The 15,753-nt window shown below is 38.4% G+C and carries 15 protein-coding genes; 4 read left to right on the top strand and 11 right to left on the bottom strand.

What is annotated here, in order from left to right:
* Positions 1-165: 165 nt before the first annotated feature.
* Positions 166-1,674, bottom strand: a complete 1,509-nt coding sequence (gene cshA, locus KFZ56_RS04580; protein WP_309228252.1) for a degradosome RNA helicase CshA — start codon at positions 1,672-1,674, stop codon at positions 166-168.
* A gap of 402 nt (positions 1,675-2,076) precedes the next feature.
* Here cshA and KFZ56_RS04575 point away from each other — a divergent pair, with 402 nt between their 5' ends.
* Complete coding sequence (locus tag KFZ56_RS04575; RefSeq protein WP_222640552.1) at positions 2,077-2,991, top strand: DMT family transporter; 915 nt, start codon at positions 2,077-2,079, stop codon at positions 2,989-2,991.
* 47 nt (positions 2,992-3,038) lie between these two features.
* The gene (locus KFZ56_RS04570) at positions 3,039-3,896 is read left to right on the top strand and encodes a DegV family protein (RefSeq protein WP_222640550.1); all 858 of its coding nucleotides are present in this window, start codon (positions 3,039-3,041) and stop codon (positions 3,894-3,896) included.
* A gap of 75 nt (positions 3,897-3,971) precedes the next feature.
* On the opposite strand, the gene KFZ56_RS04565 is transcribed toward KFZ56_RS04570, so the two are convergent.
* The 3 genes from KFZ56_RS04565 to KFZ56_RS04555 form a co-directional block, all read right to left on the bottom strand.
* On the bottom strand, positions 3,972-4,667 hold the full coding sequence (locus tag KFZ56_RS04565; protein ID WP_222640548.1) for an alpha/beta hydrolase: 696 nt from the start codon (positions 4,665-4,667) through the stop codon (positions 3,972-3,974).
* 150 nt (positions 4,668-4,817) lie between these two features.
* A complete protein-coding gene (locus KFZ56_RS04560) occupies positions 4,818-5,186 on the bottom strand; it encodes a YppG family protein (protein ID WP_222640546.1) in 369 nt (122 codons plus the stop codon).
* An 83-nt stretch (positions 5,187-5,269) separates the two neighbouring features.
* Positions 5,270-5,554 carry a glutaredoxin family protein gene (locus KFZ56_RS04555; protein ID WP_222640544.1) on the bottom strand — a complete coding sequence of 95 codons (285 nt, stop codon included), beginning with the start codon at positions 5,552-5,554 and terminating at the stop codon, positions 5,270-5,272.
* Positions 5,555-6,061: 507 nt separating this feature from the next.
* Here KFZ56_RS04555 and KFZ56_RS04550 point away from each other — a divergent pair.
* Both KFZ56_RS04550 and dps read left to right on the top strand, forming a co-directional pair.
* The gene (locus KFZ56_RS04550; protein ID WP_222640542.1) at positions 6,062-8,740 is read left to right on the top strand and encodes a cation-transporting P-type ATPase; all 2,679 of its coding nucleotides are present in this window, start codon (positions 6,062-6,064) and stop codon (positions 8,738-8,740) included.
* 132 nt (positions 8,741-8,872) lie between these two features.
* A complete protein-coding gene (gene dps / locus KFZ56_RS04545) occupies positions 8,873-9,358 on the top strand; it encodes a DNA starvation/stationary phase protection protein Dps (RefSeq protein ID WP_222640541.1) in 486 nt (161 codons plus the stop codon).
* A gap of 307 nt (positions 9,359-9,665) precedes the next feature.
* Here dps and KFZ56_RS04540 read toward each other — a convergent pair whose 3' ends face one another.
* The 7 genes from KFZ56_RS04540 to KFZ56_RS04510 form a co-directional block, all read right to left on the bottom strand.
* Positions 9,666-10,397, bottom strand: coding sequence for a pentapeptide repeat-containing protein (locus tag KFZ56_RS04540; RefSeq protein ID WP_222640540.1), 732 nt, complete (start codon positions 10,395-10,397; stop codon positions 9,666-9,668).
* A 182-nt stretch (positions 10,398-10,579) separates the two neighbouring features.
* On the bottom strand, positions 10,580-10,858 hold the full coding sequence (locus KFZ56_RS04535) for a PadR family transcriptional regulator (RefSeq protein WP_255585290.1): 279 nt from the start codon (positions 10,856-10,858) through the stop codon (positions 10,580-10,582).
* Between the two features lie 432 nt (positions 10,859-11,290).
* Positions 11,291-11,605 (bottom strand): YbjQ family protein, encoded by a 315-nt coding sequence (locus KFZ56_RS04530; protein WP_222640538.1) that lies wholly within the window; start codon positions 11,603-11,605, stop codon positions 11,291-11,293.
* A gap of 357 nt (positions 11,606-11,962) precedes the next feature.
* Entirely contained in the window at positions 11,963-12,652 is a 690-nt protein-coding gene (locus tag KFZ56_RS04525) for a hypothetical protein (RefSeq protein WP_222640537.1), read from the bottom strand.
* A gap of 355 nt (positions 12,653-13,007) precedes the next feature.
* Positions 13,008-13,871 (bottom strand): DUF6612 family protein, encoded by an 864-nt coding sequence (locus KFZ56_RS04520; RefSeq protein WP_222640535.1) that lies wholly within the window; start codon positions 13,869-13,871, stop codon positions 13,008-13,010.
* 145 nt (positions 13,872-14,016) lie between these two features.
* Positions 14,017-14,409 carry a hypothetical protein gene (locus tag KFZ56_RS04515; RefSeq protein ID WP_222640533.1) on the bottom strand — a complete coding sequence of 131 codons (393 nt, stop codon included), beginning with the start codon at positions 14,407-14,409 and terminating at the stop codon, positions 14,017-14,019.
* A 319-nt stretch (positions 14,410-14,728) separates the two neighbouring features.
* A complete protein-coding gene (locus KFZ56_RS04510; RefSeq protein WP_222640532.1) occupies positions 14,729-15,517 on the bottom strand; it encodes a hypothetical protein in 789 nt (262 codons plus the stop codon).
* Positions 15,518-15,753 lie beyond the last annotated feature (236 nt).

Raw genomic sequence — 15,753 nt, 5'->3', positions numbered from 1 at the left:
CATGTACCGGAGAGCTCCCCTATGGTACATGCTTAATCCAAATTTCACTCGTCCATGTACATGAGAACCTCTCCCAGCAAAAATAATCCCATTAAAAATAGAGGTACCCGTCCTGCCGCGGATTGCACCTCTACTTTGCACGTTTATAACTTAAACGTTTCGTATTTAGTAATTACTATTTCTCCGATTTTGGTAGTTTCCTTTTCGGTTTCTTCCACCTTGGTTTCGACCGCCTTGATTACGACCACCCTGGTTGCGTCCACCTTGATTGCGTCCACCTTGATTGCGGCCGCCTCCATAATATCGCTTATTATTTTTACGATTATTATCTTTGGTTCGTTGCGGGCCTTTTACACTAATTGGCGCTACGGAAGAAATCCTTACTGGCGTATCTCTGCGCTCTTTCGTAAGCAATTTCAATGCAGCTGCGATAACCGTTATGGAATCATTTTCCTGTAATAGCTCATTGGCCGTTTCATGATATGCTTGCAGGTCTTTTTGTTCAATGGTTTTGTTGAGTTTATCCACTGTTACTTGTTGTTGTCCTCTTTGTGCATCTTTATTTGTTGGCGGCATCAGGCGTTTCATTTTACTTTTTGTCACTTTTTCAATGGTCTTTAGATGCCCAATTTCTCTTGGTGTGATAAAGGAAATAGCTTCACCTGTTTTACCGGCTCTGCCAGTACGTCCAATTCGGTGTACATAGCTTTCCGGATCCTGTGGAATATCAAAGTTATACACATGTGTCACACCAGAAATGTCCAAACCACGTGCTGCAACATCAGTAGCAACTAAAACGTCTATTCGACGGTTTTTAAACTTGTTTAATACAGACGTACGCTTCCCTTGTGTTAGATCACCGTGTGTACCTTCAGCACGGAATCCTCTTGCCTGCAGGCCTTCTGTAATTTCATCGACACGTTTTTTTGTTCGACTAAAAACGATCGCTAATTCTGGGGCATAAATATCTAAATGATTGTTGAGTGTATCAAACTTGAACTTTTCTGGTATCTCGATAAAATATTGATCAATATTTTCAACCGTCATTTCTTTTGCTTTCACTCTAACTTCTTTTGGACTTTTCATTAGGTTTGTTGCGATATCGCGGATTTCCTTTGGCATTGTTGCTGAGAATAATAAGGTCTGTCTTTCTTCCGGGATTCCTTTTAAAATACTTTTAATATCATCAATGAAACCCATATTCAGCATTTCGTCAGCTTCATCCAATACAGCAGTTTGTACCATATTGATATGGATTGTTTTTCTGCGCATGTGGTCAAGCAATCGACCTGGAGTCGCAACAACAATATGCGGTCCATCTTTCAATGCACGAATTTGTCTTTCCATATGCTGACCGCCATAAATGGATAATGCACGAAGCCCTTTGAATTTTGCCAATCGATTAATCTCTTCGGCAACTTGAATGGCAAGCTCACGTGTTGGAGCTACAATCAATCCTTGGATTTTCTTTTGCTTGGGATCAATTTTTTCAATCATTGGGATACCAAAAGCTGCCGTTTTCCCAGTCCCAGTCTGGGCTTGTCCTATGACGTCATTCCCTTGCATCGCATATGGGATTGTCTCTGCTTGGATCGGTGTTGACTCTTCAAATCCCATTTTCTCCAATGCTTTCAAAATGGGGGTTGAAATATCTAATTCTTTAAATGTTGTCACCTATTCGTCTACTCCTTCTTTTAGTAAAAATTTATTAGTAGAAGAGGCCTTGGTTATTTTCTCATACTTTAGATGGATTAACTATTATCCCCGATTTCAATAGTTTCAAACACCCAATGTGCACAAAGCTAATGATCAGGATGCTTACCTGTTCAAAAGTTACTGAACATATTTTTACTTCTTTTTTATTGTTAAAGTATTAGAAAACTTGGCTTATTTGTTTGCCAAGCCTTTAAGAGGTTCTACCACCAATTTTGGTAAGAGGCCTCACTCGAAAACTAATGCATTTAACATCATAACACAAATCCCGACAGCATACTAACGACATGAGTGATTTTTTCTCGGAGCAATGATAAAATATATAATACGACTTTGTGTAAAATTTACAAAAGGAGGCTTTACATGCGTCGTCCTCCGTTTAATCCTTATATAGCAGTTATCATTGGAGTTATAACTGTATCCGCTTCGGCCGTATTCGTTAAAATGGCAGACAGCGCACCTTCAGGAATCATAGCGAATTACCGTTTATTATTTGCTGTGATTATCATGTTACCAGTCGTATTATACAAATATCGACATGAATTTCGATGGATTAGTATCAAAAATTGGGTTCTCTTCATTCTTGCCGGAGTCTTTTTGGCTCTTCACTTTATTCTTTGGTTTGAATCATTGAATTACACATCTGTCGCAAGCTCAGTAGTACTTGTTACGCTGCAACCAATTTTCACTTTTTTAGGAACCTACTTCTTTTTTAAAGAACGATTTTCCTCAGGTGCGATTATCAGTATGATTATTGTGTTATTCGGAAGCCTTCTTATCAGTTGGGGTGATTTCCAGTTAAGCGGAATGGCTTTATTTGGCGATATCCTCGCATTATTAGGGGCTATCACCATCACGGTATACCTATTATTTGGACAACGTGTACAGAAGAATTTATCACTCATGACATACACATTCGTGGTATATGGGATTAGTTCCATGACACTCATTATTTATAATTTAGCACAGAATAATCCTTTCTTTGGATATCCCTCTGATCACTGGTGGATATTCTTAGCCCTGGCAGTTTTTCCGACATTCTTTGGTCATACTCTATTTAATTGGGCACTTAAATGGCTAAACTCCTCCACCATTTCCATGGCGGTTACCTTTGAACCAGTCGGTGCCACGATACTGGCATACATTATCTTAGGTGAGGTTGTCACATGGTCACAGTTACTCGGTGGAACGATTGTTATATTTGGCCTATTTTTATTCATTTTAAGCACATCGCGTAAGACAAGGGTTACCATAGCACAAAAGGCGCGAAAAGATTAATGACATGATATAATGGATTCACATTAAATGAGAAAATAGGTGATACCTTGGCCATACAGCTAATGACAGATGGTGGTGCAGATATTCCACAACGTTTGCAAGAGGAGATGCACATAAGCATTGTTCCACTTTACCTAAATTTTGAAGACGCGCAATTTAAAACCGGGGTAACAATGGACTTACAGCGCTATTATCGAAAAATAAAAGAAACAAATACGCTTCCTCGCTCTGCAGCACCCAGCCCAAATGACTTTTACGAAGCGCTCAAACAGGTTGATCCCAGCACTCCAATTCTGATGTTAAGCCTATCCAACGGATTGAGCAGTACCTATGAAAATGCAGTTGCCGGAAAAAATATGTTGCTTCAGGAGGAACCTGACCGCACTATCGAGGTAATCAATACCAAAACAGCTTCATGCGGAATCGCCCTTTTGATGCATGAAGCCATTGTAAAAATAAACGAGAATTATTCTTTTACAGAACTCGTTAATCATATCCAAGAACGCGTTGAACAAACTACGACGTTATTCATTCTAAAAACACTTGAAAATTTGATACTTGGGGGAAGATTAGACAAGATTAAGGGAACACTTGCGAAAACCCTCCATATCAAATTGCTAATGCGGGGAAGTGAAGAAGGAACCATTGAAGTGACAGAAAAGATTCGTGGTGACAAAAAGTCAATACGACGTTTTGTCGATCAAATTGGGGAATACACCAAAAATGTTGAAGATAAAGTAATCACCATGACGCATTGCAATGCCGAAAGCCGAGCCAAAAAGGTGATTTCTGACATCAGAGAGAAACACCCGTTTAAAGATGCATTCTTAAGCGAAACGGGCCCGTTGATCTCTAATTATGGTGGAGACGGAGCGATGGTCATCTCTTTTTTTAGGGATAAATAGAAAAGCATTTTCGATGAATGCTGTAGCAAAAATAAGGAAAACCTGCTCCATCATAAGAGTAGGTTTTCCTTCTGTTTAACTTTTACCCTTTGCCAAAAAATCGTAGACCATTTGATTCAGCGTATCTTTGTCATCACCTAAACAAATAAGATGCTTGGAATTATCAAAAAAAACAACTTCTTTCCTTTTGGAATTAATTTCCTTTTCCATATAATAAGCTGTTTTATATGGCACCATGCCATCTTGATGCCCTTGAGCAATTAATACAGGTGATTTCACTTTCTTTAAATAACGCTTGGTGAATTTAACCAATTTCACGAACTCAATATTGGCTTTAAATGGAATGACACCAATTTTCTTTTTATAATGCTGGTATACTTTATTTTCCCCCAAATTTCCCCGCATGCCGTCAGCAGCAATGGAAGATAAATCAAGCGTTATTTGCCTAAAGGATAGAAATTTCCCTGATGGTGCTAATAAAACAAGATTATCTATCCTATATTTAGCTGCTAAATAAGACGCAATCATACCACCCATCGAAAATCCGATAAGGTAAATGCTGTCATATTCGCTGCTTAACTGCTTGAGTGCATCTTCGGCTGCATTAATCCATTTTCGGTAAGATATATCTTTTAAGTCAAGATTTCTCCCATGTCCGGGTAATGTTGGAACTTCAATATGCCAGTCTGTATTCTCTTGAAGAAATTGTGCTAATGGGTCTACTTCATAAGGGCCTCCGGTAAATCCATGGATAATTAAACATCCAATCATACTCATTCTCCTCTGCAAAACCCCTATAGTTTCTTATACCCGTAATGGGAACAGCTTATCACGATGTGAATCACATTTCTCTTACCAATATTGCTGTATTTTTACAGAATTGGCGCGTAATATAAATGTTGGATAACAGCCACCAGCTTTTTACCTAAACGCTTTAATGATCGATCCGAACTCTTTCACAATCGGAGAAACTTGATGATATGTGTTGGCTAGTTGACTCACCGTTGAAAGCATTTTATCAAAATCTACCTGCTCCCCTTTTTGTTGAGGTTCCTCCATTGGATTAGTGGCGGTATTCATACTCGTGTCGGCTTGGTATGCAGCAAAACTTGTAGGTATATAATTAGGCCAAAAGGGTGGCTGTTTCGGTTTTGCAAATTGTTCATAGGGTGTTTGGTGAAGCACTTGTCCGCTAGACGCATGATAGGGATGGTAGGAATGATGCGGAAAACGAGCAGTATTATATGCAAAATTCTGGTGCTCCGTATGAGCATACGGCCTGTTATACATGATGCACACACCTCTTTTGTACATTTTATTACCTATTATAAATTATGCATAGCAAGGAAAGGGTGTGTATCACATGTACTCCATTAATTTCCATACCCTTCATAGAAAGGACTGTAATACGAATTATTCCCAAGACCTAGCGCATATTTAATTTTATTTTTTTGAAAACCCAAAATAGCAGATTGATTATCAACAAAAGTCGCTGGTATACCAAAAATCCCCATATCCTGTAGTTCTTTCCGATAATTAGGATGATGAGATATATTCTTGGTTAGGTAAGAAACGTTCCATTCATCTAGCTGTTGCAGTAATTTAGTACATTGCGAATTCCCATCACCAATGTAGATCGTGACTTGATGTTCACTCATCAGTTGAACCCCCTAAACATATGTGAATCTGAAGATGTCTTGATATATTCCCTTATACCCACATATATAATGAAATAAACGCGAATATATCAAAAATATTACGATTTTATTACGAATGCTCCATATTTATTCCACATAACAGTCGTCTTCTCGACATAAAAAAGCACACCCTTATATTTAGCCGAAATAAGAAATAGTAAAACCTATTTTTTTAAAGAAAATAGGTCATGCAAACTGGCTTCTTGTTTCACCCTCATCTGAAAGTTTGCATCCGAAAATGATGCCCTCGACTAGGGTGACTGCAGGCTTGAATTGCTTGCACTATTCCTTTGTATCAGTCATCATAATAAGTGAGGAAGTCTTTATTTTATATGGAGAAAGGTGTGTTTCATGATGACGTAATGTTCATTAGTTTGGCTCCTCGACAGCTATTTTTCTTCGCAATCAAATCTCCTTAAATCATTGTCAATGACGGTTTCACGGCTTAAGAAGAAAGGAGTATGTGTGATGGCACAGGATAAATGGTTTAACATGGATGCAAGGAAAGTCGAATCGGAATTTGATACAGATGTGAATGAGGGTTTATCTTCAAAGCAAGTGGAACAAGGTAAACAGAAGTGGGGTAAAAATGAACTACCGGAACCCAAGAAAGATCCGAAATGGTTAAAGTTTCTACGGCAATTTAACGATATGTTAATTTATGTTTTACTAGCTGCAGCTATCCTTACCATAATTACAGGCCATTATGCAGATACGATCGTTATTTTAATGGTTGTTCTTATCAATGCTGCCATTGGCTATTTTCAAGAAAATAAAGCGGAGAAAGCATTGGAAGGCATTAAAAAAATGCTGTCTCTTGAGTCAACAGTCATTCGTGATGGAAAGCGTACCGTGGTTTCTTCAAGCGACCTAGTACCTGGCGATATCGTATTATTGTCTCCAGGTGATAAAATCCCTGCAGATTTACGTTTGACCACTAGTGATCGGCTAACCATTGAAGAGTCTCCCCTCACCGGAGAATCTACATCTGTTGAAAAGAATATCGATACCCTACCGGAAGATACGGTTCTGGGAGACAGATTAAATATGGCATTTTCCAGTACAGCAGTAGTTTCCGGTTCCGGCCAAGGAATTGTGGTCGCCACTGGGGCCGATACAGAAATTGGTAAAATCAACCAATCGATTACAGAAGTAGAAGAATTACAAACACCTTTATTAATGCAAACTGCGCAATTCGGTAAAATGGTTTCCATTGCTATCGTCAGCGTTGCAGTTCTATTATTTATTTATGCGACCATTTTCTTCGACTACCCTATTGGAGAGTTATTACTATATGTCATTAGTGTAACCGTTGCCGCGATCCCGGAAGGACTGCCGGCGATTCTTTCCATTATCTTATCATTGGGTATGCAAGTAATGGCCAGAAACAATGCCATTATGCGGAACTTGCCATCCGTGGAAACCTTAGGAGCAGTGACGATAATTTGCTCGGATAAAACAGGAACACTGACGAAAAATGAAATGACTGTCCAGTCCATTGAATTGGCCGACAGGCATTTAGAAGTAACAGGCACAGGCTATGCACCGGAAGGAAAAATTCTGGAACATAACCAGGAAGTAAATACAGCAGCAGATAAAGAACTCCATATGTTTTTAAGCAATGTCTTAACAGTAAATGATGCTTATCTACAAGAGGAAGACGGAGAATGGGCAATCAGCGGTGAACCAACAGAAGGCTGCTTAGTCACATTGGCAGAAAAAGCAAACCACGTAATAGATCGACATGACATCATCTCCAAAATCCCATTCGACTCCAGCTATAAATACATGGCAGGACTCGTGGAAAAAGACGGAAGAAAAGTTATTTACGTTAAAGGAGCCCCTGATCGACTATTTGATATGGCCGGTCTGACAGATGGATCCGAGGAACGCAGGCGTTGGGAAGCTAAAATGTTTGCACGCTCCAATAATGGAGAACGGGTAATTGGAGCAGCATATAAATACGTGGACGATAGCAAAATACAAATTGATCACGAAGATGTTTGTGAAGGTTTAAACATAATTGGTCTGGCAGGCATCCTGGATCCGCCAAGAGAAGAAGCGATCGAAGCAGTAAAAGTTTGCAGGAAAGCAGGTATTCAAGTGAAAATGATTACCGGTGATCATAAAGCAACAGCACTTGCTATCGCTAAACAAATGGGGATCACCAAGCAGGACAATGTACTCGAAGGACGCGAGCTGGATCGTATGTCCAAAGAAGAAATGCAAGAAGCAGTACAGGAAGTGGATGTATTTGCCCGCACCAGCCCCGAGAACAAACTGCAACTGGTAACAGTGATGCAGGAAAACGATGAAATTGCCGCGATGACAGGGGATGGCGTCAATGATGCTCCTGCCTTAAAACGTGCAGATATCGGTGTTTCCATGGGAATAAAAGGAACCGAGGTAGCCAAAGAAGCTTCCGAAATGGTTTTGGTTGATGATAACTTCCGTACCATTGTCGACGCTGTCAAGGAAGGACGACGTGTCTACGACAACTTAAAGAAAACCATTCTGTTTATCCTTCCGACCAACGGCGCCGAAGCATTTCTAATTGTTTCTGCTTTAATCGTGGGAATGGATATGCCGCTCTCACCAATTCAAGTGCTCTATGTCAACATGGTGACGGCAGTAACAGTTTCGTTCGCACTAGCATTTGAAAAGCTGGAACCGGGCGCAATGGAACGACCACCACGTAGTTCAAACGCAAAACTACTAAGTCCCTATTATATTTTCCGGATTATCTTAGTGTCATTGTTTGTTGGTGGAGCCATTATGACAATGAATATAACCCTGCTGGGAGACCCGGAACACTATAGTCCGGAGCAGGTAACAACCATTACCTTACATTCCATTGTGATGGCGCAGCTCTTTCATATGTTTAATGTGAGAAACGAACGTCATTTTGCATTTAATACAGACTTCTTCTCCAACAAAATCGCATTTCTACTTGCAGGCGTTTTACTCCTACTTCAATTAATGGTTACCTATGTTCCATTCTTGAGAAATGTGTTTGATTTATATCCTATCGAAGCAAAATACTGGATATATCCTTTCATGATCGGTATAGCAACATTTATCATCATTGAAATCGAAAAATATATTACCCGAAACATTTCAGCTGCACGTGCAGCTAAAAAACATTAATAGTTATGAGGTTTTCATTTCCATGTAAAAGGGTATTAATAATTTAGGAACTTTACTATTCTTCCTTTTTTATGAAAGTGAAATGGTAGTAACGTTAAACATTCGGTTCAAAAACTTTTGGAGGGAAATCAAATGAGTACATTCAGAAAAGCGCACTCAGAAAAAACCAGAGAACATATGATAGAACTTCTTAATCAGCAGGTAACAGACTTAACAGATCTTTTTATTCAGACAAAGCTGGCACATTGGAACGTTCGCGGGCCACATTTCATTGCCTATCATGAATTTTTCGATGACTTGGCAGAAGATATTCCGGAGTTAATCGACACTGTGGCAGAACAAGCTGCAAGTCTTGGTGGCAGCGCCGGAAAACCTGTTCAGTTTATCGCATCAGAAACAAGGCTCCCTGCTTGGGAACTTCAAGATACGAAGGATATTTCCGTATTGGAGAAACTGACAGAACACTGGGCAATTGTAGCAAACAATATTCGAGACGCTGTAGAAATTTCCGCTGACGAGGATCCGGACACATCCGATTTATTTACGGAAGTATCTCGAAAATTGGACAAGAGCCTCTGGTTCTTAGAATCACATCTAACAAACGGCCGCTCTGAATAGATGGTAAATATACAAGGAGCTGCCGCTGGCTGTTCCTTGTTTAATATGCATCACCGTTCATCTTCACTATTTTTGAACTCCTTATTTTAAAATTTTTTGTTAAGGTATTAGGTATGAAAGGATTTCACAACCTTAAACATAATCCTTATTGTATCGGTACATAAACGAACCCTGACAACAGATAAAAGCGCAGGAGCGGGCTTCCGGTCAATCCCCCATACTCATTCCCTTCAATGTGACGGCAGTGATAAACACCGTTACACAAACAATTGCTGTCGAAACGACGATGGCAGTTGCTATATTCAAGTTACATACCTCCTTCTGTTAGCGTTACATTGCTAAGATCCGCTTTAGCACCACTTAAAAAGTTGTACGTTAATTTATCCATTTTTGCTCCGGTAAAATCAACCTTTTTCGCATCCAACAAGCGAAATTGTACATTATAGAATGTTGCATTGCGAAATGATGCTTTCTTTAATGCGCAACCTTCAAAAATAGTTTGCTGAAAGGTTTCATTATCAAAGCTAATCCCGGATAGATCACAACTTGTGAATTGAGCCTGGTCATAAGAACAATGTTTAAATGTGACGCCTTTACAAGTTGAACTCTTGAATAACGTACCTGTTAAGTTAACATTTTCAAAAATACATTGGTGTAAGTTGCTACTTTTAAATGTGCTATTTGTTAAATTAGAATAACTAAAATCAGACCCTTTTAAGTCACTTGCATTGAATTTCCCGTTACGAACAGAAACAGAGCGAAAGTCAGAATACTGAAGACGTTGCTTGGAAAAGTTCATTTGTACCGCCTGTTCCAATTCCTTTTGCTGCAGGTTGATAGACGCTACCAACTCAGATACTTCTCCTATAGAATCGATAGTCAATCTATATGCTTCCGCATCACTATATCCTTCCTGTTTATAATCATGGTATTTTTCTTTCAGGTTTTGCGATAGTTCTTCCTCTAATTCCTGTGCTGATTTTACATTTTGATAAGGCGCAAAGATATGATGCACATGTGCTTTTAATTCTTCAATCATAATATATTTTCCTTTCCCTGTTCAGTGCAGTCCTTCCTAATGGTACTTGCACTTTATTCTACGCTTTAAAAACAACCACTCCCCCAGATCCATACATGCAAGAAAAACAACTTTCTGTACCATTAAGCGAGGGTGTTTGCTCTGACATGGTTTGTAAATCGAATAACCACCATGACTTTCCATTACAATAAGTCTTCTAAAATTTGTTTCGCTTGCTTCCAGTTCTCTTTGTTTTGTTTATACGTTTCCTTACCCATTTCTGTAATAGTGTAATATCTCCGTCTTCCACCCTGGGTCGCATCTCCCCAATATGATGCGATACTGCCTTCCTTTTCCAGACGCTTTAAACTGGAATACATGGTTGCTTCCTTTAATTCGTATTGATTACCTGAACGCGCATAAATTAATTTACTGATTTCATATCCATATTTATCTCCACTTAAAAGAAGCTTCAATATCATCGTATCCGCATGTCCGCGAAGCAGGTCAGAGGATAATTTGGGTTGCACCACATCCTCACCTCCTTAACTACATCATAATCCATATTACTATGTCTGTCAATGTAATTTACATAAAAAAATATCCTTCCATTTGCTATCTTTTTCCTTAATAGAGGGAGATACGGTGGCGAGGATTAAACGTAAAAAATAGGACGAAGAATGTTAACGCCAATAGATTTATCGATAAGTTGCTCTAAATCGACTGCTTTATCTATTCTGAACTATATTTCACTGCACATTACAGCAGCATGACACGAACAGTAGTCACATAAAAACCCCTTTGTCTATATAATTCAAAGGGGTTTTTATAGCTTCTATAATAAATACGTAGAAAAGGATGTGCGCCATCATAAAAAGGGAATTCTGTTTCTACGACATCGTTTTATGAATTTGCTATTCCACAACAACTGCCGTCCCATACGCAATAACTTCTGCAGCGGAATTCATTACCTGAGAAGTTTGATAGCGCATCCCGACAATCGCATTTGCCTGAAGGGATTCAGCCTCTTTGATCATGCGATCTAACGCAATATCTCTAGCATTTTTCATCAGATCAGCATATCCTTCGATTTCACCGCCTACTAACGTCTTCAATCCCGCACCAATATCACGTCCAACATGTTTGGATTGTACGGTACTTCCTTGAACCATCCCCTTTACGTCCGTTATATTTTTGTTCGGTACTTCATTGGTGGTTACTGTAATCATAAGGTTCCTCCTCTAAACATAATCCATCATTGGAAAACAATTTACTAATGTCTCTCTCTTGATTGTCTAAACTTACATGTAGTATAGCACAAAAGCGTATTAGAATGGTTAAATGTTAAATAAGTGATGAGAAATCAGGAACTCGGAAATATCAGCTACTGTATAAACAGCTAATCACTTGGTGTAATGGCATATATGTAGTTTGTCCGAATGAATGCACAATCAATAGAGGTAAAGTTGTTGCCAGCATAAGCACCAATATTTTTTCGAATTTTCCTGTATATATTTCCCACTTGTATTTAAGCGGCTTTTCCATTGTTTTCTCCTCTTCACTTATTAACCCTTTTTACAATTAACTTACTTAGGGTGTCTCAGTTCTTTTCGTGACAATGCGTTTGTTTTAGCTAAATTGTTATAAAAGACCTCTTTTTCGACTTCAATGTGTTCCTCCTTTGTTAATTCCTCCATATTCGGTTGGTACGTAACATGTTCTATATTTTTCAGCTGTTTTTTTTCTCCCTTTGAGAATATAGAAAGATATCCTTTAACATTTGATGTTATATATCTTTTTACTTCCGGACTATTTAATTCTTTAATATATTTAAACTTAGGTATAGTTTCATAATTGGCTACTATTTGTCTATATTGGATATAACCAATTTCTCCAAGATAGTTAGCTGCTTCTTCCATATCTTGTCTCGTAAAATTTTCTTCATATCCATCATGAAAATTTTGGTTTTTTTGTTGAAAGTCGTTATATATTTCGATAATACGTTCTTGAAGGCTTAAAATGACATTAATTCTTTCAAGGCAAAAATCAAAAGTATTTCTGCTTTTTTGTGTTAATTGACTTTCACTTTCATTTAACACATCCGTCAGAAATTTTCTCATTGTAGTAAAAGCATCCATGTTAGCGCTAGATCTTTCTCCGCCATGAGTTAAAATCGCGGTTGTTAATTGAGCATATTCCATTAATGCATCAAATGCTTCTAGATACTCATCTTTTCCTGACTGAGAAGTTGGAGAGATCACAGCACAATCCGTCATTTTCCTCCATCTGTAATAATTTATAAAAAAATAATCATCATTGTTAATGCGATAGGAACCCGGGTTAATCGTAAACGTTTCAAGAAATTTTTTATGCTTTTTCGCCTCTTGTGTAACAAGTGGGTCATCATACCTCACATGAATCACTCTTTCGTCATAGAAATTAGGGGGTTAGCAGTGTTTCTAGCAGTTCTTTCGTCACTTCACAAGCTGAGATAAATATAGATATAATCGAAACGAGTTTCCACTCGTTTCTGCGGTTCGTGATGACAAAAGAAAGAGAACTCCCCCCAACCAAAACGGAAGTCCTCCTTTATAAAAATGATCATTTAACTGTTAAACCTGTCATCACTTACTACTGTTCAATCGCATTTTCCTTTACCTCTTCAGGTACTTCAATCGGATCGACATTATTGATGTTCGAGTAATTGGATTCCACGGTTTGAACAAGGTTAACGGATTCGCCATCTTCTTCCATTGTCATGTCCATATCCATATTAAATGCGTTCATATCAAAGGATTCTTTGTCGATGAACATTTCATAATCCATGCTGTTAATCGACATATTTTCCAAAGCATCTTGACCTTCTTCACCCATTGCCTCCGCCATTTCAGGTGTCAGGGATTCCTCCATTACTTGCTGGATTAGTTCGTTGAATTTTTCCCCATCTGCATTTAATTTCAAAATAAACGCATCATCTGACTGCTCGAAAGAAAGATCGTCGGCATAATCTTCCAGCATCTTCAGCTGTTCGGATGGATCCTGTTGCTGACTGTCCATTGCGTTCAGTGCATCCATCGCTTCATTATCCAGCTTCATCCAGTTGCCTATCTCCTCACTGTACATATACATCCCATCATCGACCATGTACATTTCCATTCCCATTTCAGGCATACCTTCTTCACCGTCCATCGTCACTTTGGTCGTTCCCTCTTGATAAATGGCGAGCGGATCCATGGTCATTTGCATATCAAAGCTACTTTCCGTATTAAGCGAAGATTCATCCTCCTCCGATGAAATTTGCTGAGACATATTCATCGCAACTTCTGCACTTTCCATTCCCTCCGATGCTTCCAGTGCCTCCTGATATACTTCACTAGCTGTTAGTTCACTCTCTTCTTCCTCATTTGTGTCCGCTGTCGGCTCGGCCGTATCATTACACGCAGCAATAATAAATGCCATCACTCCAGCGAAAACGATCAACATCCATTTCTTCACGTTGGTCTCCACCTCTCTATAAGATTGATTTCACCTTTATGTATGATAAAATAAGGTTTCATTTCATCTTAATTTATTTTTGTGAGTATTACAACTATATTCATAAAGTTTTATGAATTTGGTATTGATTTATGAATGCTAGCAACTAAGCAGTTAATTCCTGCACTTTCTTTGCCAAAAAAGTCTGTACACCAGCAATAATGAAAAGAATACCCGCACCCATTGCCATGAAGGAAGGAAAACCTATAATGATTAGAATCCATCCCTGAGTTGTTGTTGCTTTTTGTTGCACTTTTTTGCTAATTAATAAACCTATGATACCAAAAATCATCAACGCAATAATGACACCCAGCCAAAAAGATAATGCCGCCGGATATGCCGAAAGTTCCCATAGGGTTCCACGTGTATACGTATCATTAATCGTAACTTCAATTGGCGTGAACATACTTAGAACTAACATAAAAACAGAAACTATAAGACACATAAATCCTCCAATTTTTGTTAGTGTTTTTGCTGTTTTTGCATTTTTATTATTCATTTTTATCCCCTTTTTAAAATAGTTATTTTAGGTGTTTTTTATTTTCTATTCATCTTTTATCTATCTTAGTCATAATTACAATTTCCTTGGGTTCCGTAAAATCCATGTATCAAATGATAAGGTCACAACCGTACATTTTTTTGAATTCACAGTAATTTGGCTTGCAATTTTTATGTGGCTGTTTTCGATTTATGATTTTATTTCGGCTTCTTCCTAGGGTTATTTAATCGCCTTGGAACGTATTACCACGACATCCAATGCCATAACCCTATTATCATTGAATACGAAACGGTTCTTTTCAAAACCGCCTCAGTAGTTGCTATTCTAAATCTCTATGACGAAAATTATATTGATAATAAGCCACCCGCTCCTCGGTCTTAAAAGAATACTGCTCCCAGATATTCCCACTTTTAATGGTTTCTTCCGTTGTTACCATCTTCATATCGTCCGGATCTAGTTCCACTATCTCAGAATCTATAACTTTTACCTCTTCTTCATTGTTATTAAGTGCACGTATTTTGACCTGGACCTCTTTTGGCTGATCTAGATTATTACGTACATAGAAAACATTATTGTAGTTCGGAGCACATCTCCTGCTTACGCAATCAGCTTCCGAAAGAACCTGCACTAACGAAATATCATCATTTTCCGTGGACGCTTCCATTGCGCTCACAGCATTATTCAATGTGACAACATAAGAAATTTTTTGCCCAATAGGCATGAACCACAAAAGAAAAATTAGTAAACTACCTGCAATGGAACCGAAAATAATCCATATTACTTTTGGATTATGCATCGTTTTCGGCCAGTTTTTACGACGGGCTATCATGGTAGTAATAATATTAATAATCCCCATCAGACCACCAAGAATTCCAACCGTAATCAGCACTGTGACAACGGAAGAACTATTTAGGAAAAAAGACAGATTATAAGAAAAGGTTAAATAGCTGTTCACCACCACACTAACCACTGCAGTGACGACAAAAAGCAATAACGGGCCTTTCCAATTGGTATGTTCCCGCTTGCCGTTTCTGACATCAATCCCGGACCACAAAGCCCAGATAAAAGGGAGGCAATAAATAACCGCCACTATGATAGAATACCCCATAAGACTACAACCTCCTACCACTTGATCGTATATTGAACGTCTTATTTTACTTATGAGATTGATAGACACGGAAATGATTATAATGTTATTCCCTGTAATCGTTTTAACCATAGGCACCTAGAATAATCATGTAAAAGAATAAATATGTGCAAATAATAATGAAGGGAAGTCCCACGGAAACTCCCCTTCATTATATAAATCCTACAGTTTTCGCTGATTTCAAACAGTATGTATAT

Origin of the sequence: Virgibacillus sp. NKC19-3 (assembly GCF_019837165.1) — a bacterium.
GTDB lineage: Bacteria > Bacillota > Bacilli > Bacillales > Amphibacillaceae > Virgibacillus_L > Virgibacillus_L saliphilus.
This window is presented reverse-complemented; position numbering and strand designations above follow the sequence as displayed.

Bases quoted from the DNA above. Each gene is read 5' to 3' on its own strand.
- KFZ56_RS04575 (WP_222640552.1), top strand. From the start codon at position 2,077: ATGCGTCGTCCTCCGTTTAATCCTTATATAGCAGTTATCATTGGAGTT.
- KFZ56_RS04565 (WP_222640548.1), bottom strand. From the start codon at position 4,667: ATGATTGGATGTTTAATTATCCATGGATTTACCGGAGGCCCTTATGAA.
- KFZ56_RS04560 (WP_222640546.1), bottom strand. From the start codon at position 5,186: ATGTATAACAGGCCGTATGCTCATACGGAGCACCAGAATTTTGCATAT.
- KFZ56_RS04555 (WP_222640544.1), bottom strand. From the start codon at position 5,554: ATGAGTGAACATCAAGTCACGATCTACATTGGTGATGGGAATTCGCAA.
- KFZ56_RS04550 (WP_222640542.1), top strand. From the start codon at position 6,062: ATGGCACAGGATAAATGGTTTAACATGGATGCAAGGAAAGTCGAATCG.
- dps (WP_222640541.1), top strand. From the start codon at position 8,873: ATGAGTACATTCAGAAAAGCGCACTCAGAAAAAACCAGAGAACATATG.
- KFZ56_RS04540 (WP_222640540.1), bottom strand. From the start codon at position 10,397: ATGATTGAAGAATTAAAAGCACATGTGCATCATATCTTTGCGCCTTAT.
- KFZ56_RS04535 (WP_255585290.1), bottom strand. From the start codon at position 10,858: ATGATATTGAAGCTTCTTTTAAGTGGAGATAAATATGGATATGAAATC.
- KFZ56_RS04530 (WP_222640538.1), bottom strand. From the start codon at position 11,605: ATGATTACAGTAACCACCAATGAAGTACCGAACAAAAATATAACGGAC.
- KFZ56_RS04525 (WP_222640537.1), bottom strand. From the start codon at position 12,652: ATGACGGATTGTGCTGTGATCTCTCCAACTTCTCAGTCAGGAAAAGAT.
- KFZ56_RS04515 (WP_222640533.1), bottom strand. From the start codon at position 14,409: ATGAATAATAAAAATGCAAAAACAGCAAAAACACTAACAAAAATTGGA.
- KFZ56_RS04510 (WP_222640532.1), bottom strand. From the start codon at position 15,517: ATGGGGTATTCTATCATAGTGGCGGTTATTTATTGCCTCCCTTTTATC.